Annotated in this window: 22 protein-coding genes; 13 read left to right on the forward strand and 9 right to left on the reverse strand. The window is 69.6% G+C overall.

The genetic code is table 11. The features are described from left to right. Window positions 1-19: 19 nt before the first annotated feature. On the reverse strand, window positions 20-415 hold the full coding sequence (locus tag AB0O93_RS01340; protein ID WP_363339777.1) for a hypothetical protein: 396 nt from the start codon (window positions 413-415) through the stop codon (window positions 20-22). 119 nt (window positions 416-534) lie between these two features. Between AB0O93_RS01340 and AB0O93_RS01345 the strand changes: the two genes are divergently transcribed. Continuing rightward, window positions 535-1,617, forward strand: a complete 1,083-nt coding sequence (locus AB0O93_RS01345) for an FUSC family protein (protein WP_363339779.1) — start codon at window positions 535-537, stop codon at window positions 1,615-1,617. A 16-nt stretch (window positions 1,618-1,633) separates the two neighbouring features. Here the strand turns inward: AB0O93_RS01345 and AB0O93_RS01350 are convergent, their stop codons facing one another. Continuing rightward, window positions 1,634-2,245 carry a rhomboid family intramembrane serine protease gene (locus AB0O93_RS01350; RefSeq protein ID WP_363339781.1) on the reverse strand — a complete coding sequence of 204 codons (612 nt, stop codon included), beginning with the start codon at window positions 2,243-2,245 and terminating at the stop codon, window positions 1,634-1,636. A gap of 101 nt (window positions 2,246-2,346) precedes the next feature. Between AB0O93_RS01350 and AB0O93_RS01355 the strand changes: the two genes are divergently transcribed. Continuing rightward, window positions 2,347-5,829 carry a TM0106 family RecB-like putative nuclease gene (locus tag AB0O93_RS01355; RefSeq protein WP_363339783.1) on the forward strand — a complete coding sequence of 1,161 codons (3,483 nt, stop codon included), beginning with the start codon at window positions 2,347-2,349 and terminating at the stop codon, window positions 5,827-5,829. 40 nt (window positions 5,830-5,869) lie between these two features. Next, window positions 5,870-6,193, forward strand: a complete 324-nt coding sequence (locus AB0O93_RS01360; RefSeq protein ID WP_363339785.1) for a DUF3467 domain-containing protein — start codon at window positions 5,870-5,872, stop codon at window positions 6,191-6,193. 249 nt (window positions 6,194-6,442) lie between these two features. Here AB0O93_RS01360 and upp read toward each other — a convergent pair whose 3' ends face one another. Then, the gene (upp, locus tag AB0O93_RS01365) at window positions 6,443-7,075 is read right to left on the reverse strand and encodes a uracil phosphoribosyltransferase (protein WP_053548181.1); all 633 of its coding nucleotides are present in this window, start codon (window positions 7,073-7,075) and stop codon (window positions 6,443-6,445) included. A 78-nt stretch (window positions 7,076-7,153) separates the two neighbouring features. Here upp and tadA point away from each other — a divergent pair, with 78 nt between their 5' ends. Next, window positions 7,154-7,615, forward strand: a complete 462-nt coding sequence (tadA, locus tag AB0O93_RS01370) for a tRNA adenosine(34) deaminase TadA (RefSeq protein WP_363339787.1) — start codon at window positions 7,154-7,156, stop codon at window positions 7,613-7,615. A gap of 30 nt (window positions 7,616-7,645) precedes the next feature. Here tadA and AB0O93_RS01375 read toward each other — a convergent pair whose 3' ends face one another. Both AB0O93_RS01375 and AB0O93_RS01380 read right to left on the reverse strand, forming a co-directional pair. After that, complete coding sequence (locus AB0O93_RS01375; RefSeq protein ID WP_363339789.1) at window positions 7,646-8,575, reverse strand: TIGR03560 family F420-dependent LLM class oxidoreductase; 930 nt, start codon at window positions 8,573-8,575, stop codon at window positions 7,646-7,648. A 54-nt stretch (window positions 8,576-8,629) separates the two neighbouring features. Continuing rightward, on the reverse strand, window positions 8,630-9,742 hold the full coding sequence (locus AB0O93_RS01380; RefSeq protein WP_363339791.1) for an alpha/beta hydrolase: 1,113 nt from the start codon (window positions 9,740-9,742) through the stop codon (window positions 8,630-8,632). A gap of 133 nt (window positions 9,743-9,875) precedes the next feature. On the opposite strand from AB0O93_RS01380, the gene proC reads away from it, so the two are divergent. Next, window positions 9,876-10,724, forward strand: a complete 849-nt coding sequence (gene proC, locus AB0O93_RS01385) for a pyrroline-5-carboxylate reductase (protein ID WP_363339793.1) — start codon at window positions 9,876-9,878, stop codon at window positions 10,722-10,724. 99 nt (window positions 10,725-10,823) lie between these two features. Here proC and AB0O93_RS01390 read toward each other — a convergent pair whose 3' ends face one another. Then, window positions 10,824-15,173: a family 43 glycosylhydrolase gene (locus AB0O93_RS01390; RefSeq protein WP_363339795.1), complete on the reverse strand. Its 4,350-nt coding sequence runs from the start codon at window positions 15,171-15,173 to the stop codon at window positions 10,824-10,826. Window positions 15,174-15,344: 171 nt separating this feature from the next. On the opposite strand from AB0O93_RS01390, the gene AB0O93_RS01395 reads away from it, so the two are divergent. Together AB0O93_RS01395 and AB0O93_RS01400 are read left to right on the forward strand one after the other, a co-directional pair. Then, complete coding sequence (locus AB0O93_RS01395) at window positions 15,345-16,709, forward strand: potassium transporter TrkG (RefSeq protein WP_363339797.1); 1,365 nt, start codon at window positions 15,345-15,347, stop codon at window positions 16,707-16,709. Beyond that, window positions 16,702-17,397 (forward strand): TrkA family potassium uptake protein, encoded by a 696-nt coding sequence (locus tag AB0O93_RS01400; RefSeq protein WP_363339799.1) that lies wholly within the window; start codon window positions 16,702-16,704, stop codon window positions 17,395-17,397. The genes AB0O93_RS01395 and AB0O93_RS01400 overlap by 8 nt, the downstream gene beginning before the upstream one ends. Window positions 17,398-17,407: 10 nt before the next feature. On the opposite strand, the gene AB0O93_RS01405 is transcribed toward AB0O93_RS01400, so the two are convergent. Both AB0O93_RS01405 and AB0O93_RS01410 read right to left on the reverse strand, forming a co-directional pair. Beyond that, window positions 17,408-18,079: a TrkA family potassium uptake protein gene (locus AB0O93_RS01405; protein WP_053548177.1), complete on the reverse strand. Its 672-nt coding sequence runs from the start codon at window positions 18,077-18,079 to the stop codon at window positions 17,408-17,410. Then, window positions 18,072-19,511: a potassium transporter TrkG gene (locus tag AB0O93_RS01410; RefSeq protein WP_363339802.1), complete on the reverse strand. Its 1,440-nt coding sequence runs from the start codon at window positions 19,509-19,511 to the stop codon at window positions 18,072-18,074. Before AB0O93_RS01410 ends, AB0O93_RS01405 begins: the two co-directional genes overlap by 8 nt. A gap of 69 nt (window positions 19,512-19,580) precedes the next feature. On the opposite strand from AB0O93_RS01410, the gene AB0O93_RS01415 reads away from it, so the two are divergent. From AB0O93_RS01415 to AB0O93_RS01435, 5 genes are all read left to right on the forward strand, one after another. Beyond that, window positions 19,581-19,988: a metalloregulator ArsR/SmtB family transcription factor gene (locus tag AB0O93_RS01415; protein ID WP_363339804.1), complete on the forward strand. Its 408-nt coding sequence runs from the start codon at window positions 19,581-19,583 to the stop codon at window positions 19,986-19,988. Window positions 19,989-20,089: 101 nt separating this feature from the next. Beyond that, window positions 20,090-20,281 (forward strand): helix-turn-helix domain-containing protein, encoded by a 192-nt coding sequence (locus AB0O93_RS01420; protein ID WP_053548174.1) that lies wholly within the window; start codon window positions 20,090-20,092, stop codon window positions 20,279-20,281. 82 nt (window positions 20,282-20,363) lie between these two features. After that, entirely contained in the window at window positions 20,364-20,462 is a 99-nt protein-coding gene (locus AB0O93_RS01425) for an AURKAIP1/COX24 domain-containing protein (RefSeq protein WP_003792170.1), read from the forward strand. A 113-nt stretch (window positions 20,463-20,575) separates the two neighbouring features. Beyond that, the gene (locus tag AB0O93_RS01430; RefSeq protein WP_363339806.1) at window positions 20,576-20,872 is read left to right on the forward strand and encodes a rhodanese-like domain-containing protein; all 297 of its coding nucleotides are present in this window, start codon (window positions 20,576-20,578) and stop codon (window positions 20,870-20,872) included. Further along, on the forward strand, window positions 20,869-21,120 hold the full coding sequence (locus tag AB0O93_RS01435; protein WP_363339808.1) for a glutaredoxin family protein: 252 nt from the start codon (window positions 20,869-20,871) through the stop codon (window positions 21,118-21,120). The genes AB0O93_RS01430 and AB0O93_RS01435 overlap by 4 nt, the downstream gene beginning before the upstream one ends. Window positions 21,121-21,141: 21 nt before the next feature. On the opposite strand, the gene aspS is transcribed toward AB0O93_RS01435, so the two are convergent. Further along, window positions 21,142-22,482, reverse strand: coding sequence for an aspartate--tRNA(Asn) ligase (gene aspS / locus AB0O93_RS01440; RefSeq protein ID WP_363339810.1), 1,341 nt, complete (start codon window positions 22,480-22,482; stop codon window positions 21,142-21,144). Between the two features lie 69 nt (window positions 22,483-22,551). Between aspS and AB0O93_RS01445 the strand changes: the two genes are divergently transcribed. Further along, a complete protein-coding gene (locus AB0O93_RS01445; RefSeq protein WP_363339812.1) occupies window positions 22,552-23,562 on the forward strand; it encodes a DUF368 domain-containing protein in 1,011 nt (336 codons plus the stop codon). Window positions 23,563-23,571: the final 9 nt, after the last annotated feature.

Below are 23,571 nucleotides of genomic sequence, written 5' to 3' on the forward strand. Positions count from 1 at the left end.
ACTGCGCACCCCGTCGCCGTCACGTCAGCCGCCGGAACCCGGGCTCGACCTCGTAATCGTCCCAGACCTCCTCGAGAAGGCGCGTGTACAGCTCCTCGCCATGACGCGACCAGGTGATGCGCGCGTCTTCGGCCGACCATCCGCGGGGATAGATGTAGCTAAACTCCCACTCCCGCTGCCATGCCACGAGGTCGGTGCGGAGCCCCGCCGGAAGAAGTTCTTCGGCCAGTTCACTCGCCTGCCCGTCGCGGCTCCACAAAGGAAGGATGCACCCGAAGTCGGGCTCCAGTCGAAGCCAGCCCAGCTCGCCGTTCGCGGCTCGGCGAGAGCGTCGAAGCGCCCGCTCGTCGGAGGCGAACGGCGGCACTTCGACCTCCACGAAGGTCGTCGGGTCGACGATCACGCGCGGGGCCATGGCAGTGATCGTAGTGACCTGATCCGATGATCGATCAGCGCGATCCCGGGATGAACCGCGGCATCCGTCGCACCCGCCACGGGATGGCCGCGCACGGCGGCTCATGTCATGATCACGTCGTGCCTGAAACCCGCGTCCCCCGCGTGCGAGGCGCCGTGACCTACGCCGCGCGCCTTGCTGCGCAACCGCGGCTGCTTCTCGCCGTGAAGACCGCCGTCGCGGCGGTGCTCGCCTGGTACCTGGCGCCGATGATCCCGTTCGCCGAGGACCAGTACTCCTACTACGGCGCCCTCGGCGCCCTCGTGACGATGCACCCGACCGTGGCACGGTCCGCGCGCGTCGGCGGCGAGGTGCTCATGGGACTCGCGCTCGGCATCGCGCTCAGCCTGTGCGGCGTCGCCGCGCTCCGTGCCGGCGTTCCCGGAGGGCTCGTGCTCGGCGTGGTGATCGGTGTTGCGGTGCTCCTCGGAGGGTGGCGCTTCCTGGGGACGGGTGGCGACTGGGTCGCACTCGCCGGGCTGTTCGTGCTGCTCGCGGCGGGCGGCGATCCCGAGGGCTTCTCCGTCTCGTATCTCGGCACCGTCGCGTTCGGCATCGTCATCGGGATCGCGGTGAACCTGCTCGTGGTCCCGCCGCTCTACATCCGGCGCGCCGGCGAGCAGCTGTCGCTCCTGCGGGACGAGTTGACGACCCTTCTCGACGAGGCGGCCGATGCGCTCGCGCGCGGCGACGTCGACCGCGACGGGCTCGCCCCGGCATTGGCTCGTGTCGACGAGGTCAGCGCCACCGTCAGCGAGGAGGTCAGGGAGGCGGAGGAGAGCGCCCGCGCCAACCCGCGTCGGCGGCGCCACATCGACGAACGCGACGAGAACGTGCGCCGGATGGCGGCGATGGAGCGGTTGGGGTATCTCGCGCACGAGCTGGTCGATCTCCTCGTCGACGTGCAGGATGCCGACCCCGCGCTCGCTCCGTCGGATCGCGAGGCCCTCGCGCACGCGATCACACAGGTGTCGGATCTCGTGGCGACGCCTGTGGGGCACCCCGATGCTCCATCACGCCTGGAGGCGGCCTCGCGCGCCCTCGATGCCTACGAAGCCGGCATCGTCGTGCCCGACTCCGGCCTGTTCCGCGAGACGGCCGCCGCTGCCGCGATCGATCTGTGCCTCCGGCGGATCAACGACGCGACGCGACCTTTCGTCTGACCGCCGGGGTATCCGCTCAGGACCTCTCCGCGGGGCGCGCGGGGCGGAGGATGAGTGCCGCGACCGCGCCTCCGATCGCACCGAAGAGGTGCGCCTGCCACGAGATGCCGTCCGCGGCGCGGAAGATGCCGGCCAGCATGCTGCCGCCGTACACGGCGACCACCGCCACGGCGATCAGCGCGTACAGGATGCCGTGGCCAAGGGATCGGGCGACGAACGCGCGGGCGAAGATGTAGCCGAAGTAGCCGAAGACCAGACCGGAAGCCCCCACCGTGACGGTGCCGGGCGCGTTGAAGAGCCAGGTGCCGACACCCGCGATCACCCCTGCGATGGCGGTCACCGCCCAGAACCGGCCGATGCCGTCGAGAGCGACGATCACCCCGAGAACGACGAAGGGGATCGTATTGGCAAGCAGGTGCGGCCATCCGGTGTGCAGGCCGTGCGAGAGCAGGATGCCGTCGAGGCCGTCGACGACCCACGACTGGATGCCGAAGGCAGTGACCCAGCTGCCGGGCAGCACCGCGTCCAGAACTTGGATGACCCACATTGCGGCGAGCAGGATCAGCGGCTGGAGGACGCGCAGGCCCCAGTCGCTCCGCGATCGCGGCGGAGCGGAGGTCGAGTGCATGGTCACATCGTCGCATCTGTGCGCCCCCGGCCGGGCGACGTCGGCGCCCCCGGTTAGGGTCGGGGGGACGGTCCGAGCGGCGGGCGGTCGGGAAGGGCACGTTGCGGTACATCGAGGACGAGGGGCGGATCGTCTGGAGCGCGAGCGACCTGAAGGCGGCTGCCGAATGCGAGTTCGCGTGGCTGCGGGCCATCGACGCGAAGCTCGGTCGCGTCGCCCCCGTCGACGAGCCCGACGACCCGACCCTGCGCCGTGCGGGGGAGCTCGGCGGCGAGCACGAGCTTCGCGTGCTCGCCCGCTACCGCGAGCAGTACGGCGACGGGGTCGTTGAGATCCCCGAGACCCGCTCCTCCGACGCCGTGGCGCTCGCCGAAGCGGTGCGCCTGACCGATGCGGCGCTGAACTCCGACGCCGACGTCATCTACCAGGCGACGTTCGCGACGCACGACTTCGTGGGGTTCGCCGATTTCCTCGTCCGCGACGACGCCGGCGCGTGGGTCGTGCAAGACACCAAACTCGCCCGCCACGCGCGCGTCACCGCGTTGATGCAGCTCGCGGCATACGTCGTTCAGCTCGACCGGCTCGGCATCCCGCGCTCCGACCGGGTCGAGCTGCTCCTCGGCGACGGCACCACCAGCACCCATGAGATCGACGACCTCCTCCCGGTCTTCCAGCTGCGCCGCGACCGCCTGCAGGCCCTCATCGCCGATCGCCGACTCGACCTCGGGGCCACCGGCGACCCCCTCGCGTGGGGCGACCCGCGCGGCGACCTCGGAGTCGTCGCCTGCGGACGCTGCGCCACCTGCGACCTCGAGGTCGTCGCCGCCGGCGACCTCCTCCTCGTCGCCGGGATGCGGCTCGTCCAGCGCGAGCGACTCCGCGCCGCCGGCGTCGAGACCATCGACGACCTCGCCCGGCTCGATACGGCTCCGGCGGGGATGAACCCCGACACCGTCGCGCTGCTGCGCACCCAGGCGACGCTGCAGCTGAGCTCGCCGCCCGACATCCCGCAGTACGAAGTCGTCCAGCCGCAGGCGCTCGCAGCTCTCCCGCGTCCGAGCCAGGGCGACATCTTCTTCGACTTCGAAGGCGACCCGCTCTACACCGAAGGCGAAGGCACCGTCTGGGGCATCGACTACCTCTTCGGCTGGATCGACCTGAGCGAGCAGTACTCGGCGCTCTGGGCGCACTCCTTCGCCGAAGAGAAGGAGGCGCTCGAACGCTTCCTCGACATGGTGGCCCTGCGCCGTCAGACCCACCCCGACCTGCACATCTACCATTACGCCCCCTACGAGCCCACGCACCTGCTCGCCATGGCCGCCCGCTACGGCGTACGCGAAGCCGACGTCGACCGGCTTCTGCGCGACGGCGTCTTCGTCGACCTCTACCCGATCGTCCGGCGTGCCCTGCGCGTGGGCTCCCGCTCCTACTCGATCAAGAAGCTCGAGCCCCTCTACATGGGCGACGACGTGCGCACCAGCGACGTCCAGAAGGGCGACGACTCGATCGTCAGGTACGTCCAGGCGCGCGCCCTCCAACAGGACGGACCGGATGCCGCCGCCGAGGCCGCTCGCATCCTCGACGACCTCGCCGACTACAACCGATACGACTGCGTCTCGACACTGCGCCTGCGTGACTGGCTCGTCGACCGCGCCCGCGACGCACAGCTCCGCCCCACGCCGAACCCCGACCCGGACGAGAACGGGTACACGCCCTCCGACCGCGCCGACCGCCTCAACGCCCTCGCCGCCGAGCGCGACCCCGACTCTGCCGAGGCGCGGGCGCTCCGCCTCGGTGCCGCCGCGATCGACTACTACCCGCGCGAAGCGAAGTCGTTCTGGGCCACCCATTTCCTGCGCCTGCGCGAACCCGCCTCGCTCTGGGAAGAGACGCGCGACGTCGTCACGCTCGACTCCTCCCGCTGCCGCGTCGTCGCCGACTGGCATCAGGAGGAGGGCAAGCGCACCCTCCGTCGCCGCCTCGAGCTGCGCGGCGAACTCGCCCCCGGCACCCGTATCAGCGAAGGCAACGAGCCCTTCGCCCTCTACGAACTGCCCGTATCGTTCCCCTTCGCCGACAAGCCCCGCTGGATCCACGCCGACCACCGCGTGGCCGTCATCGAGACCCTCGACGACGGCGCGATCGTCGAAGAGACCGCCATCGACGGCGAGACGTGGGCAGAGCTTCCGATCGCCCTGACTCCGGCCGCTCCGCCACGGGCGATGAACCAGCAGACCGCGATCGATGCGTGGGCCGACGCCCTGGTCGCCGCCGCGCCGAAGCTGCCGTACGACCCGGCGACCGACATCCTGCTCCGTCGTCCGCCGCGCACCCGGTCGGGCGGGCTCCCGCCGCAGACCGGAGACGACGTCGCCGACATCGCCGCCGCCCTCCTCGACCTCGACCGCAGCTACCTCGCCGTGCAGGGCCCTCCGGGGACAGGGAAGACGTTCGTCGGTTCGCACGTCATCGCCCGCCTCGTCGCCGACCACGGCTACAAGGTCGGCGTGGTCGCCCAGTCGCACGCCGTCGTCGAGCACATGCTCGACCGGATCGTCGCGGCGGGAGCGCCGCCGCAGCGGGTCGGCAAGGCGCTGAAGAAGCCGGAGGATGCCGATCGTGTGCGCTTCACGCCCATCCCGAAGAACGGCGTCGCCGCCTTCGCCGGCGAGCACGCGGCATCCGGCTTCGTCGTCGGCGGCACCGCGTGGGACTTCGCCCACGAAGGCCGCATCCCACGGGGGAGTCTCGACCTCCTCGTCATCGACGAGGCCGGCCAGTTCTCGCTGGCCTCCACCATCGCCGTCTCGCTCGCCTCCTCGCGCCTGCTGCTTCTCGGCGACCCGCAGCAGCTGCCGCAGGTGAGCCAGGGCACCCATCCCGAACCCGTCGACACCTCCGCGCTCGGCTGGGTCATGGACGGCGCCGACGTCATCCCGCCCGCCTTCGGCTACTTCCTCGCCCGGTCGTGGCGCATGCACCCCGCCGTCGCCCGCTCCGTGTCGGAGCTGTCGTACCGCGGTGAGCTCGCCGCGCAGCCGGCCACGGCGATGCGCGCACTCGACGGCGTGGCACCCGGGCTCCACCCGGTGGCCCTCCGTCACACCGGCAACGCCACCCGGTCACCCGAGGAGGCCGCTCGCGTCGCGGAGATCGTCCGCGACCTCATCGGCCGCGCGTGGACGGGGATCGACATCGACGAGTCGGGGGGCGCGACGCCGACGGCGGCTCGCCCCCTCACGGCGAAGGACATCATCGTCGTCACCCCTTACAACGCCCAGCAGGTGCTCGTCGAAGAGGCGCTCACCGCCGCCGGATTCGGCGACATCCCCGTCGGCACCGTCGACAAGTTCCAGGGGCAGGAGGCGGCGGTCGCGATCGTGTCGCTCGCGGCATCCTCCGGGAGAGACGCTCCGCGCGGACTGGAGTTCCTCCTCCTCCGCAACCGTCTCAACGTCGCCATCTCGCGCGCGATGCACACCGCCTACCTCGTGTACTCGCCGGGACTGCTCGACGACCTCCCGCGCACCCCCGAGGGCGTCGCCCGTCTCAGCGGATTCGCGCGACTGGTCGGGCGCGCATGACCGGCGCGTAGACTCGCGCCAACGACACCGAGGGGGCGGCATGGCGGACGATGCACCGAAGCAGTTCGAGATCGACCTGCCGCAGGATCTGATCGGCGGAGCCTTCGCCGACTTCGCCAACGTCTGGCACACCCCCAACGTCTTCGTGATGGACTTCCTCACCCTCGCGCAGCCTCTGCGTGACGAGACTCATCCCGACACCGGCGAGGCGATGACGGTGGTCCCGGCGCGCGTCGTGAGCCGCATCCGGATTCCCCCGGAGCAGGTGTTCGAACTCGCGAAAGCCCTCACGCAGCAGCTCGAAATCTGGGAGCGCGAGACCGGTCGACGGATGCCGCCGTCCGGCGATCTCCCCACCGCGTGAGCGGTATCGGCTAGCCCTCCGACCGGCTCCGTGTCAACCCCGTTCTGCGCGTCGGGGGCCCTGCGTACGCTGACCAAGCGTCTTCACGGCGCAAGTGCGGCATCCGTTCGGCGAGGGGCGGATGCCGCACGTCGTGTATCCGGCGGGTGCGCGCGTTCGGGTGGCGGTCGTCGCCGCTTCGGCGCGCGTGAGGGGGCCGCGAGTGCCACCCGAACGGAGGCGGGCAGGCGCCGACGCGCGCCGCCCGGCTCAGACGGTGCCGTAGAGGCGGTCGCCCGCGTCACCGAGACCGGGGACGATGTAGCCGTTCTCGTCCAGACGCTCATCCATCGCGCCGAGCACGAGGGTCACATCGCGTCCGTCGACCTGCTTCTCGATCGCTGCGACCCCCTCGGGTGCGCCGAGGAGGCAGATCGCGGTGATGTCCTTCGCGCCGCGCTGGAAGAGGAAGTCGATCGCTGCGCCGAGCGAGCCGCCGGTGGCGAGCATCGGGTCGAGCACGAAGCACTGACGGTCGCTGAGGTCGTCCGGAAGACGCTCGGCGTAGGTCGAGGGCTCGAGGGTCTCTTCGTTGCGCACCATCCCGAGGAAGCCGACCTCGGCGGTCGGGATGAGCTTCACCATGCCCTCGAGCATGCCGAGGCCGGCGCGCAGGATCGGTACGACGAGCGGACGCGGGTCGTCGATCTTGACGCCGACCGTGGTGGTCACGGGGGTCTGGATCTCCAGCGGCGCGACGCGGACGTTGCGGGTCGCCTCGTAGGCGAGGAGCGTCACGAGCTCCTCGGTCAGCTGGCGGAAGACCGGCGACGGGGTCGCGGCGTCCCGCAGGACCGTGAGCTTGTGGGTGATGAGCGGGTGGTCCGCGACGTGCAGGCGCATAGTCCCCAGGGTAATGCGTCGAGCCCCGCTGCCGAGGCGAGATCCGGCGGGACCGTCACCGCCGCGTATCCTCGGCACATGATCGTCGCCGAGACCGACCGCGCAGCCATGCGCCGCGCGCGCGAGCTCGCCGCAGAGGCCGCCGGGCACGACGACGTCCCCGTCGGGGCGGTGGTGACGGATGCCGCGGGCACGGTCATCGGCGAGGGGCGCAACCTCCGCGAGGCGACGGCCGACCCGACCGCGCACGCCGAGGTCGTCGCGCTTCGCGCTGCGGCGCGGGCGATCGGATCGTGGAACCTCGCCGGCTGCACGCTGGTCGTGACCCTCGAGCCGTGCCTCATGTGCGCGGGGGCGATCCTTCAGGCTCGCGTCTCTCGTGTCGTCTACGGTGCGTGGGATGACAAGGCGGGTGCCGCCGGCTCTGTCTACGACGTGCTCCGCGACCGCCGCCTCCCGCACCGGGTCGAGGTCGTCGCCGGCGTCGAGGCCGACGAGGCCGCCGCGCAGCTCCGCGGCTTCTTCGACGCCCAGCGCTGAGCGAGGTCCGCGTCGCCGGCCGCCCCCACCTCAGCGCGGCAGGTGGGGGAGCACCTCGCCGCCGAGGTAGTGGACGTGATCGACGTCCTGCAGATCCAGCAGCTGGAAGTACACCCGCTCGATCCCGAACGACCGGTACACCTCGATCCGCTCGGCGATCTCGTCAGGTCCGCCGACGATGTTCACGCCGTCGCGCACCTGCTCCAGCGTTCGGTCGATCCGCGCCGCGCGCCGGGCGACGGTCGCATCGTCGGGACCCGCGATCGTCGACATGGCGATGGACAGCTTCACGGTTCCGGGATCGCGTCCAGCCCGCTCGCACGCCGCGAGCAGATTCGCGATGCGGGGGGCGATCTCGTGGTCCTCCGGGAAGCCGAGGTTGTACTCCGAGGCGTACCGCGCCACCAGGTCGGGCGTGCGGCGCGGTCCGCCGCCGCCGACGATGATCGGCACGGCATCCTGCACCGGCTTCGGCAGTGCCGGGGCATCGATCAGGCGATACTCGCCGCCCTCGAACCTGTACGACTCGCCCACCGGAGTCCGCCACAGGCCGGTCACGATCTCCAGCTGCTCCTCGAGCAAGTCGAACCGGCGCGACGGGAACGGGATGCCGTAGGCCTCGTGCTCGCGGGCGAACCACCCGGCGCCGAGCCCGAGCTCTACGCGGCCGCCCGACATCCGGTCCACCTGCGCGACCTGGATCGCAAGGGGTCCCGGGAGTCGAAAGGTCACCGGCGACACCAGCGTGCCCAGCCGGATCGTCGAGGTCTCGCGCGCGAGCCCGGCAAGGGTGATCCAGGCGTCGGTCGGCCCCGGCATCCCGTCGCGGCCGCCGCCCGTGACGTAGTGGTCCGAGCGGAAGTAGCCGGTGAACCCGTGCGTCTCCGCGGCGCGCGCGTAGGCGAGCTGGTCGTCGTAGGTGGCGCCGAGATGGGGCTCGGTGAAGACGCAGTACTCCATGCGTCTACTCTGCCCGCCGCGGCGACGTCGCCGTGGCGACCGCCGCGTAACGCCTCAGTCGGCGGAGCGGATGATGATCGCCTCGGTCGGCGGTGCGGGGTCGGCAGGCGCGCCGACGTAGCCGATGATCTCGAGCAGCGCGTGGCGGAACACCGCGGGACGCTCCAGGTGCGCGGAGTGACCCGCGCCCTCGACGGCGACCTCGGTGACCGTTCCGCCGCCCGCGGCGTAGCGGCCGAGGACATCTCGGGTCTGCGACACCATCTCCTGCGCGGGGGCGACCTCCTCTCCGGGCCAGCCGGGGACGATGCCGAGCTGCCCGAGGTAGTTGAGGTCGTAGAACGACGCGTCCGAGACGATCGCGTCCGCGGTGCCGTGGATCCACAGGATCGGGGGCTTCTCGGCCAGGTCGACGATCCCCGACACGTCGAAGTACTGCGGGGCCATCGTGTTCAGCACGCCGTGGCGGCCGGCGGCGAAGCCCGGCCAGTTGTCACTCGGTACCGCATCGCCGGGGTAGTTCCCGTCGGCGGTGGAGGTGGTGAGCATCGACGCGACCCACACGTCTTCGTGCTCGGTGGTGTAGTCCGAGGCGACGTAGCCGGCGCGGAAGACGCTCCGGGGCGACGTCTGCGCATCGTCGGAGGTGTCGTGGTCGATGAGGCGCTGGACGAAGTCGGGGTTCGCACCGCCACCACCACAGCCGGCATCGTCGTCGGTGAGACGTGAGCCGTCGCGGCGGGTGCCGCCGAAGCCGTAGGGCGACACGGGCGACTGCAGGGTAAGGCTCAGCACCGGGTGGTCGAGGGCGTACTGCATGACCACGCCGCCGCCCATCGACCAGCCGACCAGATGCGCGACCGGGATGCCGAGCGCCTCGAGGGTCGCGTGCAGATCGTCGCTGAAGTCGCGGACGCCGCGCGTGGCGTCGACGGGCGCGTGCTCCGAACCGCCGAAGCCGCGCAGGTCGACCGCGACGGCACGCAGGTCGCTCGGGAGGTCCTGCATGATCTCTTGCCAGAACAGCGCGGAGGACACATTCCCGTGGACGAACACGACCGTGCGGTCCGGCGGTGTCTGCGGGTCGTCGCCGGCCCGCTCCAGGATGTTCACGGTCAGGCGGTCGGTGTCGACGATGCGAGACGTGATGCCGTCGAACAGGGTCATGCGATCCTCCGGTCTGCCGCGCCGGGCGTCGACGCCGCGGCGTTTTCGACTATAACCCTCGGTGCCTGTGCCCGCAGTGCGCGCCCCGCGGCGCCACCGTGCTGCGGCGTACCGGCCCTCCTACGATGAGGGAATGGCTGATTCCCTTCCCTCGATCGCGATCCTCGGTGCCGGCTCGATGGGGGGTGCGATCCTCCAGGGGCTGCTCGCCTCGGGGCGAGCGTCCCGCGTGACGGTCACCAACCGCACAAGCGCGAAGGCCGAGGCGCTGACGGATGCCGCAGCCTCGGCCTCCGTCGGTCTGGAGAGCATTGCTCTGGAGACCGAGCCCGAGGGGAACGCCCGGGCCGCGGCATCCGCCGACATCGTCCTCATCGGAGTGAAGCCGGGGATGGTGCCCGACCTCCTGGATGAGATCGCGCCGCACCTTCGTCCCGGCGCACGCGTTGTGAGCCTCGCCGCCGGCGTCACGATCGCCACGTTCGAGGCGCATCTCCCGGCCGGTGCCGTCGTGCTGCGGTCGATGCCGAACACCCCCGCCGTCGTCGGCAAGGCCGTGACCGGACTCGCGCCCGGATCGGGGGCGACGCCGGAGGATGTCGCGACCGTGCGGGCGGTGTTCGAGACGTGCGGCGCGGTCATCGAGGTGGGCGAAGAGCAGATCGACGCGCTGTCGACCATCTCGGGTTCGGGTCCCGCCTACGTCTTCCTGCTCGTCGAAGAGCTGACGAAGGCCGCGGTGGCGAAGGGCTTCGGTGAGGCCGACGCGCGGCTCATGGCCGAGCAGACCTTCATCGGCGCCGCCGCTCTCCTCGATGCCACGGGGGAGGATCCCGCCGAGCTCCGTCGCCGCGTGACCAGCCCGAAGGGCACGACCGAACGCGCGGTGGCGGTGTTGCAGGACGCCGACCTCGCCGAGATCTTCGGGCGGGCGACGGATGCCGCCCTCGCGCGCGCGAAGGAGCTCGCCGCCGGCGCCTGAGGCTCCGCCCGCATCGAGAACAGCGGAACGGCCGCCGACGCGAGTGCGTCGACGGCCGTTCCGCTGTGTGGGGGGGATCAGTCGGGTGTCAGTCCGCGATCAGCTGCAGGAGCGCGCTCCGACGCTCACCTCCTCGGTCGCGCTGACATCGTCACCGTCGGTGGCGGTCACCGTCACCGTGGTCGGCTCGACGTTCGCCATGCGGGTGGTGAATGCGTACGCCGACGCCTTTCCGGCCGCGAGGGTCAACGTCTTCGAACCGAACGCGGTCTGGATCCGCACCGCGACGGGCTGGGTCTCGGCACTCGTCACCTTGACCGACAGGAGGACCTTGCCTGCCAGGCACCGGGTGGTCACCTCGGTATCCACCTCGGGTCCGGCCGGGGCGACCGGCGGCACCGTCTGCGGGTCGACGCTCTCGAGGGTCGGGATGACCTTCTTCATCAGCCCGTTCTCATCGAACTCGAGCTTGTCGATCGTCGTCTCGCGGTTGTTGCCGTTGCCGCCGGGCATCGCGAACCGGTGGTAGGCGATGTACCAGTCGTCCGTGCCGGGGACGTTGATGATCGAGCTGTGGCCCGGTCCCTTGATGCCGAGGGACAGGTCCTTCTCGAGGATCACGCCGCGGTAGGTCCACGGGCCGTTCATGCTCGTGGCGGTGGCGTAGCCGACGCGGTAGTTCTCCGACCCGGTGTCGTCGATCGCGTAGGTCAGGTGGTACAGACCGTTGCGGTAGTTGAAGAACACCCCTTCGCGGAAGTCGGTCAGACCGTTGATCCGCTGGTAGGTGCCGGGCTTGATCGACACCATGTCGTCGTTCAGCTCGGCGAGGACCGGGCTGCCGTTACCCCAGCCGAGGTACCACTTACCGCTCACCGGGTCGTGGAACGCCGCCGGGTCGATCGCCTGGCCCGAGGTCACCGCCTCGTTGTTGACGATCATCGGGAGCGGCTGCGCGACGAACGGACCCTCCGGGCTGTCAGCGACGGCGACACCGAGCGTCTTGCGGTTGTAGGTCGGGTTGTGACCCGAGAAGTAGAAGTAGTACTTCCCGTCCCGCTCGATGATCGTCGGCGCCCACGCGTTGCCGGTGGCCCACGGCACGTTGCCGTTATCCCCGTCGAGGGTCAGGAACGGCTCTTCCGAGCGCTCCCAGTCCACGAGGTTCTTCGACTTCCAGACGTAGAACTCCTTGCCGCCCCAGCCGGGGAAGCCGTCGGAGGTCGCGTAGATGTAGTACGTGTCGCCGAACACCGCGATGTTCGGGTCGGCGTACAGGCCCGGAAGGATCGGGCTCTTCATCTCGCGGGCCTCGATGGTCCAGGTCACCGTCTCGCCACCGCCGGTGGTGAGGGTGTAGGTGACCGGCGAGGAGAGGTCCACCGTCGTTCCGCTGGCGGGCGAGACCGTCACGCCCTCCACCGTGGTGAAGGTCGGCGCGAGCGCGGTGAGGTCCGTGCCCCGGTTGACCGGCAGCACCACCGTGCGCGCGGCGCTGTTCGCGATCGGAGCGATCTTCAGCGCCGACGGGTCGCTGAGCGACACGTCGATGAGCTGGTCGTCGACCCCGGCGTTCGCCAGGATCTCGGTGGAGGACAGCGCCCGGTTGTAGACCCGGACGTTGTCGTACCAGCCCTGGAAGAAAGCGTCGCCGCTGAACATCGACCGCCCGAGGTATCCGAGCAGGTCGTCACCCAGGCCGCCGACGGTGGTGCTGAGGGACGTGTTCTCGCCCGCCTTCACGCCGTCGATGTAGAGGATCATCGTGGTGCCCTCGAACACCACGTCGTACCGGTGCCATTCTCCGGACGCCACGTTGCCCGTGGCCGCGGACTCGTTCTGCCACGATTCGGTGGTGATGGCGCTGCGCACATCGCCGCCGCGGACGCGGAGGAAGTAGTAGTCCGTGGTGTCCTTTCCGAAGGCGAAGGTGAAGAAGTTCCCGCTCGTCCGCTCGGAACGGATGTCCATCGACACCGTCATCGTGCTCCGACCGTCGAAGAACCCGGTCGGGAAGGCGGCGTATCCGCCGGAGGCCCCGGTCAGACGCAGTGCACTGCCCTGGGTGGCCTCGGTGCCGACGGCGGCCGTGCCGAAGGCGGTGAGGTCGGCATCCCCGACGGAGTCCGTCAGAGTTCCGTCGTCGAAGGTGTACTCCGCGATCGGGCCCTCCTGAGGCTCTTCCGGCTCCTCCGGGTCGACCGGAGAGTCGCCGTACGCCTCGAGGAGGCGCGCCTCCTCCGCCGCCGACAGGCGCAGCACCGAACCGTGGCGGAAACGCTGGTCGAACGAGTACTGGTGGGGGCCGGTGCCCACGCTCAGCTGACGGAACTCGAGACTCTCGAGCGTGTCGGCGATGTGGCCGTAGTAGCCGCCGTCGTCGCCCATGATCGCCCATCGTCCGTCGGGCAGCTGGTAGACGGTGTGACCTTCCATGCGGGTGCGCAGACCGAACTGCGCGGCCTCGTCGCGTGCGACCACCGTGGTCCACGGGCCGTCGAGGCTCGGGGCGGTGTCGATGACCGTCCACCAGTCCGACGTGGAGAACCGGTAGTAGGTGTCGCCCTCCTTTGCGATCGACGAGTCGATGATGTTCGTGCCCGGCTGTCCGTCGCCTTGCTCGTTGAGGGATGCCCAGACCTGGGGCTCGGTGAAGGTCACGAAGTCGCGGGTCTTGGTGAGGTAGACGCGCAGCGCCCAGTCGGGCGTGTTGTTCTCGCGCTGATCACGCGCGGACCAGTACACGTAGTACTCGCCGGTCTCCTCGTTGTAGATCGCCTCAGGCGCCCAGACGTTGCCGGCGTGCTCGAAGCCTGCGAACACGATGCGCTGGTCGCTCCAGTTCACCAGGTCGGTGGACTCCCACACCACGATGTTCTGGCTCGCGTTCAGCTGGTCCCAGCCGGACCCGCCGGGGCCGCCGCCCTCCGCGTGGAGGTCGGTGCCGATGATCCAGTACTTGTCGCCCTCGGGGGAGCGGATCAGGTGCGGGTCGCGCACGCCGAGGTCGCCGCCGAGGTTGGCGAGGATCGGCTCGTTGTCGTTGAGCTTCGACCACTGCAGGCCGTCTTCGCTGTGGCCGAAGAAGATCTTCTCGTACCCGCCTTCCGCGGCGAAGTGCGTCCACAGGTATCCGGCGGTGTAGTCGGTGTCGAGGCCTTCGGGGGCAGCGACGACCGTGACCGGGATCTGGCGCGTGGCGTTGGTGTTCGGCACCGTCGCGGTGAGGGTCACCGTGGTGTCCTCGGCTCCGCGCGTCACGACGCCGGCGGCCTTGCCGTCCTGCTCCGTGGTGGTGATGACACCCGCGGGAGAGGCGGACCAGGCGATCGTGGTGCCGTTGACCGAGCCGGTCGCGGGGAGCGTGATGTTCCCCCGGACGTCGTCGGCGTTCGGGATCTCGATCGCATCGAGGTCCTCCTGCGCGAGCGCGTCGTCACCCGGCATGGCGCGAACGGTCACGTCGAAGGAACGGGTCTCGGTCGCGCCGCCGCGGGTGAGGGTGGCCGTGAGGGTGGCCGTGGCGTTCGGCTGACCGCTCGCGGGGCGGGTGACCGCACCCGTGGCGCTGATCACACCGGCGTCGCTCGTGGCCCACGCGATGCTCGCGCCGTTCACACCCGTGGTGGGGAGTGTGAGGTTCGCGGTCAGGCCCGAGACGTCGCCGAGGGAGATCGCCGCGGCATCCCGTGCCAGCTTGGTGGCGTCGTCGGGGTGGAGCGAGGCGACATCGGCGGCGCTGAGCGCGGTGTCGTAGATGCGGAAATCGCGGACGCTGCCGGCGAGGCGCCGGTCGGCGTCGTAGTTGGAGCGGCCGATGTAGTTGGCGGTCGTCACACCGCCGCCGAGGGAGCCGGGCGTGATCGTGACGTTGGTGTTCTGCGCGACCTGCACGCCGTCGAGGTACAGGCGGGCGGTGTTCGTGTCGTCGTCGAGCGTGTAGGTCAGCGTCTTCCAGACGCCGCGCTGCAGGTTCTGACCGCTCGTGGCGTTCTGCTCGCCCTGCCAGTTGTTGGGGGAGATCGTTCCGCGGTAGGCGTTGCCGGTGGTGAACAGGTAGCCGTTCCCCGAGTTGGAGGTCGCCGGGGTGCCGAGGCCCCAGATGAAGTACGGGGTCGCCTGCTCCGGGCGGATGAGGACCTCGGCGCTGACGGTGACGGAGTTCAGCCCCGTCAGGATGTTGTCCGGCAGCTTGACGTGGTCGTCGCTGCCGTCGAGCCGAACGCCCTCGGCGCCGGTCAAGGTGGGGCCACCGACGTACGTGCCGTCGTTGCCGTTCCCCGAAGCGTCCACCGCGGTCGTCCCCGCGGTGTCGTTCAGGGCATAGTGCAGCAGCAGCCCGTCATCGGGGGCAGCCGCAGCGGGCTGGGCCGCCACCACCGCTCCGGTCAGGCTGAGTGCGATCGCGGTGATTCCCGCGAACGTTCTTCTCCAGCGTGGTTGCGTCATCGCATGTCCTTCCGCATCCGACCCCCGGGCGGGCGTCAGCGGCCGTCGTTGGCCGGTCCGGAGCGATGTTATCGCTCACAGTTCGATCGTCGCAAGAGTTGTTACCGCGCACGCGACCTCCGCGCGCATCGCCTCTTGCGCGCGGCGGAAACAGGCGTAGTGTTCTCGATCGTGCTTCCTCGCGTCGTCGCCGGCACGCGCCGGCGGCGCGTTCTCCGACTGCATCCCGCCCAGGCCGTCGTCTTCGGCTTCGCCTCCGCCGTCCTCGTCGGGACCGCGCTCCTCGCCCTCCCGATCTCCGCCGCCGACCGCCGCCCGACCGACCTGGTCGACGCGCTGTTCACCGCGGTCTCGGCCGTCTGCGTCACCGGCCTCGTGACCCTCGACACCGCCACGCATTGGAGCGGGTTCGGTCTCGCCGTCATCCTGGTCCTCATTCAGCTCGGCGGCCTCGGCATCATGGTGTTCGCGACTCTCATCGGGCTCGTGATCGTGCGCCGGGTCAGCGTCCGCTCGCGACTGAACACCGCGGCGGAGACGGATGCCGTCGGATCGGCCGATGTCCGTCGCGTCGTGCGTGGCATCCTGACCATCTCCCTGCTGATCGAGGCGGTCGTCGCGGTGCTGCTCACCGCCCGCTTCGCCTGGGGGTACGGATTCGATCCGCTGCGAGCGGCATGGAACGGGCTCTTCCACGCGGTGTCGTCGTTCAACAACGCCGGGTTCGCCCTGTTCAGCGACAACCTCATCCCCTTCGCGGCCGACCCGTGGATCTGCCTCCCCATCTGCGCCGCGATCATCCTCGGCGGCCTCGGTTTCCCGGTCATCATGCAGCTGCGCACGGAGTGGCGGGTGCCGCGGCGGTGGACGATGAACACCCGCCTGGTCCTCGTGATGACGGTGATGCTGCTCCTCGGCGGCTCGGTGTACATCACCGTGCTCGAATGGGACAACCCCGCCACCCTCGGCGCCTACGACCCGGCCTCCCGAATCCTGATCGGCTTCTTCCATTCGGTGCAGACCCGCACCGCCGGCTTCAACTCGGTCGACATCGGGCAGATGCGCGACGAGACCTGGGTCGGCATGGACGTGCTGATGTTCATCGGCGGCGGCCCCGCGGGCACCGCGGGTGGCATCAAGGTCACCACGTTCGCGGTGCTGCTGTTCATCCTCATCACCGAGCTCCGCGGCGAGGGCGCCGTGAACATCTTCGGCAAGCGCCTGTCGCGCGCGGTGCACCGCCAGGCGATCGCCGTCGTCCTTATGGCGATGGGAGCGGTGATGGCGGCGACCATCGCGCTCATGCTCGTCACCGGCTACCCCTTCGACCGGGTGCTCTTCGAGGCGGTGTCGGCGTTCGGCACGGTGGGTCTGTCGACCGGCATCACCTACGAGTTGCCGCCGGCCGCCGAGGTCATCCTCGCCGCGCTCATGTTCCTCGGCCGGATCGGCCCGCTCACCCTGGGCTCCGCGCTCGCCCTGAAGCAGCGTCGAATCCTCTACGAACTCCCGAAGGAGAGGCCCGCCATTGGCTAAGTTCTCTGTGTTCTCCGAGAAGTCCCGACGCATCGCGGAGGCCGACTCGGTCGCGGTGATCGGTCTCGGCCGATTCGGCAGCGCCCTCGCCGAGGAGCTCATGGCGTCCGGCACCGAGGTCCTCGGCATCGATGCGAACGAAGAGATCGTCCAGTCGTTCAACGGCACGCTGACCCAGGTCGTGCGCGCCGACGCGACGAAGGAGGAAGTGCTCCGTCAGCTCGCGGTCGATCAGTTCGACCGCGTCGTCGTGGCGATCGGCGACGACGTCCAAGCGTCGATCCTGACCGCGTCGGTCCTGCTGCACCTGAACGTCCCCGTCATCTGGGCCAAAGCCATCGGCGAGCAGCACGGACGCATCCTCGAGCAGTTGGGTGTGCACCACGTGATCTTCCCGGAGAAGGACATGGGGCGCCGCGTGGCGCATCTCGTCCGGGGCGCCGCGATGGACTACCTCGAGGTCGAGCGCGGCTACGCCATGGCCAAGATCGCGCCCCCGCAGATCATCCGCGGAATCCCGCTCGGGCAGACCGGCATCCGGAAGTCCCACGGCATCACGATCACGGCGTACAGGACCCTCGAGGAGCAGTGGCGGAACGCCGACAACCAGACCGTCGTGAACGACGGCGACACCATCCTCATCGTCGGGCCCACCGCCCAGGTGGAGGCCTTCGCGCAGTTGCGCTGACGCCGTCCGCTCAGCGGTCGAGGGCGGCGAAGCGCTCGATGTCGGAGTTCGTGCCCGACACGATGATGAGGTCGTGGTTGGTGACCACCGTGTTCGCTTCGGCGTAGCGGAACGGCCGGCCCGGGCTCTTCACGCCGACCACGGTGACGTGGTACTTCGTGCGGACGCCGGACTCGTTCAGGCCGACGCCGCGGATGAACTTCGGCGGGTACATCTTGGCCAGCACGAAATCGTCGTCGAAGCGGATGAAGTCCAGCATCCGTCCGCTCACGAGGTGCGCGACGCGCTCGCCGGCCTCGCGCTCGGGATAGATGACGTGGTTCGCGCCCACGCGGGCGAGGATCTTGCCGTGCGACTGGGAGACCGCCTTCGCCCAGATCTGCGGGACCTTGAGGTCGACGAGGTTGGCTGTGATGAGGACGGATGCCTCGATGAGGGATCCGACCGCAACCACGGCGACCTGGAAATCCTGCGCACCGATCTGTTTGAGTGCGTCGATGTTGCGCGCGTCGGCCTGGACGGTGTGGGTGACCCGGTCCGACCACTTCTGCACGAGTTCGAGGCTCTCGTCGATCGCGAGCACCTCGCGCTCGAGTCGGTCGAGCTCGCCGGCGCAGGCGGCGCCGAAGCGCCCCAGGCCGATCACGAGGACGGGGGCGTCGCTTCTGATCCGCTCAACCAACGATGGGCCTCTCCACGGGCAGCGAGTACAGCTGCGAACGACTCGTCGCGGCCACCGCCGCGGCGAGTGTCACTGTACCAATGCGACCCATGAAGATGGTCGCGGCCAGGACGTATTGCGCGGCCTCGGGCGCCGACGCCGTCAGGCCCGTCGACAGGCCCACGGTGCCGAAGGCGGAGATGACGTCGAAGAGCACGTCGGAGACCGGCTCCTGACTGATCTGGGCCACGATGATCGTCGACAGCGCCACGATCGTCGCGCCCCACGCGACGACCGAGAGCGCGACGCGCTGGACGTCGCTCGGGATACGGCGACCGAACGCCTGCACGGAGGGACGGCCCTTCGCCTCCGACAGCACCGCGAGAGCGAGGACGGCGAGGGTCGTCACCTTGATGCCTCCGGCGGTGGAAGCCGATCCGCCGCCGACGAACATCAGCATGCTCCCCACGACGAGCGAAGAGCCGTAGAGTTCGCCGACCTCGACGACGGAGAACCCGCCGGAGCGTGTCATGGCGGAGAGGAAGAACGCCTGGAAGGTGGTGTCTCCGGCATTCATCGAGCCGAACGTGGCGGGGTTGTTGTACTCCAGAGCGAGGAACGCGGCCGCGCCGGCGAAGAACAGCGCGACGGTCGTGATGAGCGTGAGCTTCGTGTGCAGCGGCCACAGGCGGACGTGCCACACGTTCTTCCACAGGGCGTAGATGACGGGGAAGCCGATGCTGCCGAGGAACACGCCGGCCATGAGGACGGTGAGGAGGAAATAGTCGTCGGCGAACGGCACGAGGCCTCCCGGATTCGGGGTGAATCCGGTGTTGGTGAACGCCATCGCCGCGTAGAACGGCGCCTCCCACAGGGCATCGAGCGGCGCGATCCCGGCGAAGATCAGGGACGGGTAGAGAAGGACCGCGAGGATCAGCTCGATCAGGAGCGTCGACAGCGCGACCGTGCGCAGGAGTTGACCCACCTCGCCGAGGCGCACCGTCTGTCCCTCGTTCACCGGTCCGCCGTGGGTCCGCAGCGGGTTGCTGTCGCTCGCGGCGATGAGCTTCGCGCGGAGTCCGAGGCGCTTGGAGATCACGAGGCCGAGGATCGAGGCGAGGGTCAGCACGCCCATGCCGCCGATGTTCACACCGATGAAGATGAAGACCTTCCCCAGGGGGGAGAAGAAGGTCGCGACGTCGACGGTCGTGAGGCCGGTCACGCAGATCGTGGAGACGGCCATGAACACGGCGTCGACCAGTGGCGCGGACTGACCGGTGGTCGTGGCGGCCGGGAGCGAGAGCAGGCCCGTGAAGAGCAGGATCAGCGAGGCGAAGACGAGGACGGCGAAGCGGGAGGGCGAGGAGGTCGTCAGGTGGCGGAATCCGTCCCACAGGCGCCGAAGGGTCAGCGGCGTCCGGGTGCCGCCGGAGCCCGACGATCTCTTCGCCATCCACCGCCCCTTCCGACGTTCGGCCGTGCGTCATGGTACTCCGCCCCGGGGCGCGACTACGCTGGGGTCATGGCGGACATCTTCGACGTGATCGCGGACGGCACGCGCCGCGACATCCTGCAGATTCTGCTCGATCGCTCGAGTGCGGGCGAGCGCGGGACGAGCGTCTCGCAGATCGTGCAGGAGCTCGGCGCGAGCCAGCCGACGGTGTCCAAGCACCTCAAGGTGCTGCGTGAGGCGCACCTGGTGTCCGTTCGCGAAGAGGGGCAGCACCGCTTCTACAGCCTGTCCGCCGGTCCGCTGGACGAGGTCGACGAGTGGCTCGTGCCGTTCCTGGACGACGTCGCCGCCGCCGATGAGGAGACCGTCGCCGGACTCCCGGATTCGGCCGCGCACGCCGCCGACGTGGTCGGTCGAGCGGCGGCATCCGCCAAGCACGCGTGGGAGAACGCGTGGTGGAAGCGGAACGGTCGCTGAGCGCTTCCCGCGCCCTCGCGTCACACGGGTCACGCGTGTTTACACGCGTCCCACCCAGCCCCTAGAGTGTGGTGAACAATCCTGGGGAAAGGGAATCGGTGATGGCGGACATGCCCGACGTGCGCTTTCTCACCGTCGCCGAAGTCGCGGACATCATGCGCGTATCGAAGATGACGGTGTATCGACTCGTCCACTCGGGGGAGTTGCCCGCCGTGCGCTTCGGACGCTCGTATCGCGTGCCCGAGGCCGCGGTCACAGAGGCCTTGCAGCGGCCGATCGCCGACGTCGGCTAGACTGATCCGAGGCATTTTTCCATCTGCCCGTTCCCGGACGTGATCGACACACGTCCAGACCCCTGACTTAGTGAGGTTTCCCGTGGGTTCAGTCATCAAGAAGCGCCGCAAGCGCATGGCGAAGAAGAAGCACCGCAAGCTGCTTCGGAAGACTCGCCACCAGCGCCGCAACAAGAAGTAAGCGGCATCGCACCAAGCGCCCCCGATCGGCATCCGCCATCAGTGGGGCGCTTCGTGTCTGTCCCCTCAGCACGTTCCTGTCGCCCGCGTCCTCTGTCTCTCCGGGAGCACACGATGAAATCCATCACCGTCCAGCAGCTGCGCGAGCGGGTCGACACCCCGCTCATCGACGTCCGCGAGACCGACGAATACGCCGCAGGTCACGTCCCCGGCGCGGTGAACCTGCCGATGTCGACGATCGGGGAGCATCTCGACGAGCTGCCGGAAGGTCCCTTCGACGTCATCTGCGCGATGGGCGGACGCTCCGCGCGGGTCGTGGAGGCGCTGGAGGCACGGGGCCACGACGCGACCAACGTCGAGGGCGGCACCAACGGGTGGGCCGCAGAGGGCTACCCCCTCGACCGGCCGTGACCACTGTCACCCTCATCGGCAAGCCCGACTGCCACCTCTGCGACGTGGCGCGGGAGGTCGTCGAGACCGTCGTCTCCGACCTCGATGAGAACGACGTCGAGATCGTCGAACTGTCGATCCACGACGATCCCGCGCTCTACGCGCAGTGGTGGGAGAAGATCCCCGTCGTGCTGATCGATGATCGCCTCCACGCGCACTGGCGCGTCTCGCCGGACCGCCTGCGCGCCGCCCTCGAAGACGCCGGCTGACCGGCGTCCGCCCGGCGGGCGTCAGGGCGCGAGGCGCGTCGGTCCGCGGAAGAGGTAGGTGACCTCGCGGATCGAGTCCTGGCCCAGCAGCAGCATCAGCACGCGGGCGAGGCCCATGCCGAATCCGCCGTGCGGCGGGGCGCCATAGCGGAAGAAGTCGAGGTAGAAGTCCAGGTGCTCGGGGTCGAGACCCTTCTCCTTGGCCTGCTCGATGAGGACGTCCACGCGGTGCTCGCGCTGCGCGCCCGTGGTGATCTCGACGCCGTTGAAGAGCAGGTCGTACGACTTCGTCAGCCCGGTCTCCTCGTCGCGCATGTGGTAGAACGCGCGGATCTCGGGGTGGTAGTCGGTGATGAAGACGAACTGGTGACCGAAGGTCTCCTGCACGTGCGCGGCGATCTGGCGCTCGCCCTCGGGGTCGAGGTCGCCGTCGGTGCGCGGGATGTCGTACCCGCGGGCGGCGACGATCTCGCGCGCCTCGGCGAGGGGGATGCGGGGGAAGGGGACCTCGGGGACGACGACCTCGAGCCCGAAGAGCTCCTGGATCTCGTCGCCGTGCTTGTCCTTCACCGCGCGGATGGCGGTCTGCAGGAGCTCCTCCTGCATGCGCGCGACGTCCTCGTGCGACTCGACCCAGCTGATCTCGGCGTCGATGGAGGTGAACTCCGTCGCGTGACGCGAGGTGAACGAGGGGTCCGCGCGGAAGGCGGGGGCGATCTCGAAGATCTTCCCGAAGCCGGCGACCTGCGCCATCTGCTTGAAGAACTGCGGGCTCTGCGCGAGGTAGGCCGTCTTCTCCTCGAAGTAGGGCACCTCGAACAGCTCGGCGTTGGACTCCGAGGGGCTCGCCATGAGCTTGGGGGAGTGTACCTCGATGTAGTCGCGCTCGATCCAATACGAGCGCATCGCGTGCTCGAGAGTCGTCTGCACGCGGAAGATGAGGTTGTTGCGACGCTGACGCAGGTCGAGGAAGCGCCAGTCCATGCGCTTGTCCAGGCCCGAGTCGGCCGCGATCGGGGTCTCGGGGAGGGCCGCGGCGGCGATGTCGAGTCCGCCGATCTTGATCTCGACGCCGCCGAGCTTCACGCGCTCATCGTGCTTGAGCTCGCCCTGGACGGTGAGGAAGGTCCCCGTCGCGAGGTTCGAGATGATGTCGGTGAGGGCGAGAGCTGCGGCATCCTGTTCAGTGCCGTCCTCGGCCGGCCGCGTCGCCGGATTGACCAGCTGTACGGCGCCGGTCTCATCGCGCAGGATGACGAACTGCACCTTCTTCTGGTCGCGGACGGTCTCGACCCATCCCGACACGGACACCGGGCCATCGGCCCGCGACTGCAGCTGCTTGACCAGAACGCGTTCACTCACGAGGCCACAGTCTACGTGTGCGGATGCCGCGCGCCCGGTCCGCGCAGGCGCAGGCCGTACCCTGGACGCATGACGACGCCTGCTGCGACGCCGCCTCGGACCTCCCCTTCCTTCCTGGTCGCCCTCCCCACTGTCCTGCTGAACGCCCTCCGCGGTGCGCTCATCGGGATGGCGGAGCTGATCCCGGGGATCTCCGGCGGAACCGTCGCGCTCATCACCGGCGTCTACGAGCGCCTCATCGACGCCGCCGCGCACGTCGTGTCGGCGGTGAAGCGGCTCGTCTTCGGACCCGACCGTCGCGCCGGGTTCGTCGCCGAGATGCGCGCGGTCGACCTGTGGCTCATCATCCCCGTCGTCGGCGGTATGGCGGCGACGGTGCTGACCCTCGCCGGGTTCGTCGAAGCCTTCGTCTCGGGGAATGCCGAGCTGTCGCGCGGTCTCTTCTTCGGCCTCGTCGCGGCGAGCATCGTCGTGCCGCTGCAGCTGATCCCACGGGTCCGGCGCACGGTCGCTTCGCACGCACGCGGCATCATCGTGTTCCTCGGCTCCGCCTTCGTCGCTTACGCCTCGATCGACTTCGCCGGCGGGGGGCTCGTGGTCGACCCCCCGGTCTGGCTGGTGTTCATCGCCGCCGCGATCGCCGTGTGCGCGCTCGTCGTCCCCGGTGTCTCGGGATCCTTCTTCCTCCTCGCGATCGGGCTGTACTCGCCGACGCTGCGCGCCGTGGCCGACCGCGACTGGGGGTACCTCGCCGTGTTCGCGCTGGGCGCGCTCGTGGGCCTTGTGACGATCGTCCGCGTCATGAAGTGGATGTTGGAGAACTACCGCCGCTTCACACTGCTCGCGATGGCCGGCCTCATGCTCGGCTCGCTCCGCGCCCTCTGGCCCTGGCAGGCGCTCCCGCCCGGCGAGGACCACGGCGTCGGCGAGCTGGTCGTCCCGTATGACCCGGTCGCCGGCCCCATCCTCCTCGCGCTGGTCGGTGCCGCGGCGGTCGTCGCACTCCTCTTCGTCGAGCGGGGTCTCCAGAGGCGCACGGATGCCGTCCGCTCAGGCGACCCCCAGAACACGCCGACGTAGACTGGACGC

This window comes from Microbacterium sp. NPDC077184 (assembly GCF_040687055.1).
Lineage (GTDB): Bacteria > Actinomycetota > Actinomycetes > Actinomycetales > Microbacteriaceae > Microbacterium.

What these genes read in the sequence shown, in the direction of transcription:
- AB0O93_RS01410 (WP_363339802.1), bottom strand. Translation starts at nt 19,511, where the DNA reads ATGGCGAAGAGATCGTCGGGCTCCGGCGGCACCCGGACGCCGCTGACC.
- tadA (WP_363339787.1), top strand. Translation starts at nt 7,154, where the DNA reads ATGATCGTCGCCGAGACCGACCGCGCAGCCATGCGCCGCGCGCGCGAG.
- AB0O93_RS01360 (WP_363339785.1), top strand. Translation starts at nt 5,870, where the DNA reads ATGGCGGACGATGCACCGAAGCAGTTCGAGATCGACCTGCCGCAGGAT.
- AB0O93_RS01415 (WP_363339804.1), top strand. Translation starts at nt 19,581, where the DNA reads ATGGCGGACATCTTCGACGTGATCGCGGACGGCACGCGCCGCGACATC.
- AB0O93_RS01420 (WP_053548174.1), top strand. Translation starts at nt 20,090, where the DNA reads ATGGCGGACATGCCCGACGTGCGCTTTCTCACCGTCGCCGAAGTCGCG.
- AB0O93_RS01380 (WP_363339791.1), bottom strand. Translation starts at nt 9,742, where the DNA reads ATGACCCTGTTCGACGGCATCACGTCTCGCATCGTCGACACCGACCGC.
- AB0O93_RS01430 (WP_363339806.1), top strand. Translation starts at nt 20,576, where the DNA reads ATGAAATCCATCACCGTCCAGCAGCTGCGCGAGCGGGTCGACACCCCG.
- AB0O93_RS01350 (WP_363339781.1), bottom strand. Translation starts at nt 2,245, where the DNA reads ATGCACTCGACCTCCGCTCCGCCGCGATCGCGGAGCGACTGGGGCCTG.
- AB0O93_RS01375 (WP_363339789.1), bottom strand. Translation starts at nt 8,575, where the DNA reads ATGGAGTACTGCGTCTTCACCGAGCCCCATCTCGGCGCCACCTACGAC.
- AB0O93_RS01390 (WP_363339795.1), bottom strand. Translation starts at nt 15,173, where the DNA reads ATGACGCAACCACGCTGGAGAAGAACGTTCGCGGGAATCACCGCGATC.
- AB0O93_RS01445 (WP_363339812.1), top strand. Translation starts at nt 22,552, where the DNA reads ATGACGACGCCTGCTGCGACGCCGCCTCGGACCTCCCCTTCCTTCCTG.
- AB0O93_RS01340 (WP_363339777.1), bottom strand. Translation starts at nt 415, where the DNA reads ATGGCCCCGCGCGTGATCGTCGACCCGACGACCTTCGTGGAGGTCGAA.
- proC (WP_363339793.1), top strand. Translation starts at nt 9,876, where the DNA reads ATGGCTGATTCCCTTCCCTCGATCGCGATCCTCGGTGCCGGCTCGATG.
- upp (WP_053548181.1), bottom strand. Translation starts at nt 7,075, where the DNA reads ATGCGCCTGCACGTCGCGGACCACCCGCTCATCACCCACAAGCTCACG.